This window comes from Peribacillus sp. CSMR9 (genome assembly GCF_033141925.1).
Taxonomy (GTDB): domain Bacteria; phylum Bacillota; class Bacilli; order Bacillales; family DSM-1321; genus Peribacillus; species Peribacillus simplex_A.
Genome location: NZ_JAOPHO010000188.1, coordinates 1 through 1,269, shown reverse-complemented (window position 1 = coordinate 1,269; position 1,269 = coordinate 1). Strand labels below are relative to the sequence as shown.

General features: G+C 40.5%; 1 protein-coding gene. It reads left to right on the top strand.

The genetic code is table 11. The features are described from left to right. Positions 1-205: 205 nt before the first annotated feature. Positions 206-1,269 (top strand): IS4 family transposase (locus tag N9I19_RS24785; protein ID WP_317779338.1); only part of this gene is annotated, 1,064 nt, incomplete at its 3' end.

Below are 1,269 nucleotides of genomic sequence, written 5' to 3'. Positions count from 1 at the left end.
CTAAATCTTTAACTAGGATTTAGCCTTCTTTATTTTTATGAATTTAGAATTATATATTTAAACAGCCATGGTTGGTTTTCCTGGATTTTTCTCTTTATACGGGGTCCTACCCATGCCCATCAAGGTAAGTTTAAACAATACCTTCAAGAATGAAAAAACGCTATTCTTATTGTAAGAAGTTTACGAGAAAGGATGGTGTTTTTTTATGAATCCTATCATCTCCAGTGAACTGACACTTTTTGCACAAGAATTACAACGTTTTCTATCTCCAATTGTCATACAAGAAACTGCCAAACAGGTGGGCTTTGTACAACGATCTAGTAAGTATCAAGCAAATGGACTTATCGCCCTTTGCGTTTGGCTCAGCCAAGAAGTCGCTAGTACATCACTTACGCAATTATGTAGTCGTTTAGAGGCTTCGACGGGTGTATTAATAAGCCCAGAAGGGCTGAATCAACGCTTTAATCCAGCAGCTGTCGCATTTCTTCGAGAAGTCTTTACTTCTCTTCTCACACAAAAACTCTGTTCAAATCAATCGCTTTCTGCACACATGATGGCTACTTTCAATCGTATCCGTATTTTAGATGCGACAGTTTTTCAACTGCCTGATCATTTCGCCACTGACTATCGAGGTTCTGGTGGGAGTAGTAATACGGCAGGCGTGAAAATCCAATTGGAATATGATTTACTTAGTGGTCAATTTCTTAACGTGCAACTTGGACCAGGAAAGAATAATGATAAAACATACGGTACCATCTGCCTTGAAACCGTAGAGGCAGGCGATTTGTGTTTGCGTGATCTTGGTTACTTGGATTTAGGAGACTTACAAGCCATTCATGATAAAGAGGCTTACTTTATCTCGCGGTTGAAGCTGAATACACGCATTTATATCAAGAACCCTGAGCCCGAATACTTCAACAATGGCACGTTAAAAAAGCAAACCGAATACATCCAGCTTGATATGACACAAATGATGTCTGGTCTACCCCCTGGTGAAACGATAGAAATCCCCGAGGCATACATGGGCCAAAATCAGAAGCTTCCAGCACGTGTCATGATTCATCGTTTAACCGACGACCAAACGCAAACACGCCTGAAAAACCAAGCGATACGTGAAAAGAAGAAAGGCATTGTCATGAAGGAGAAAAGTAAGCGCTTGATGGGAATGAACGTCTATATCACGAACACATCGCCAGAAGAAGTCCCCACTGATTATGTCCATTCCCTCTATTCCCTGCGTTGGCAGATTGAGATTTTATTTAAAACATG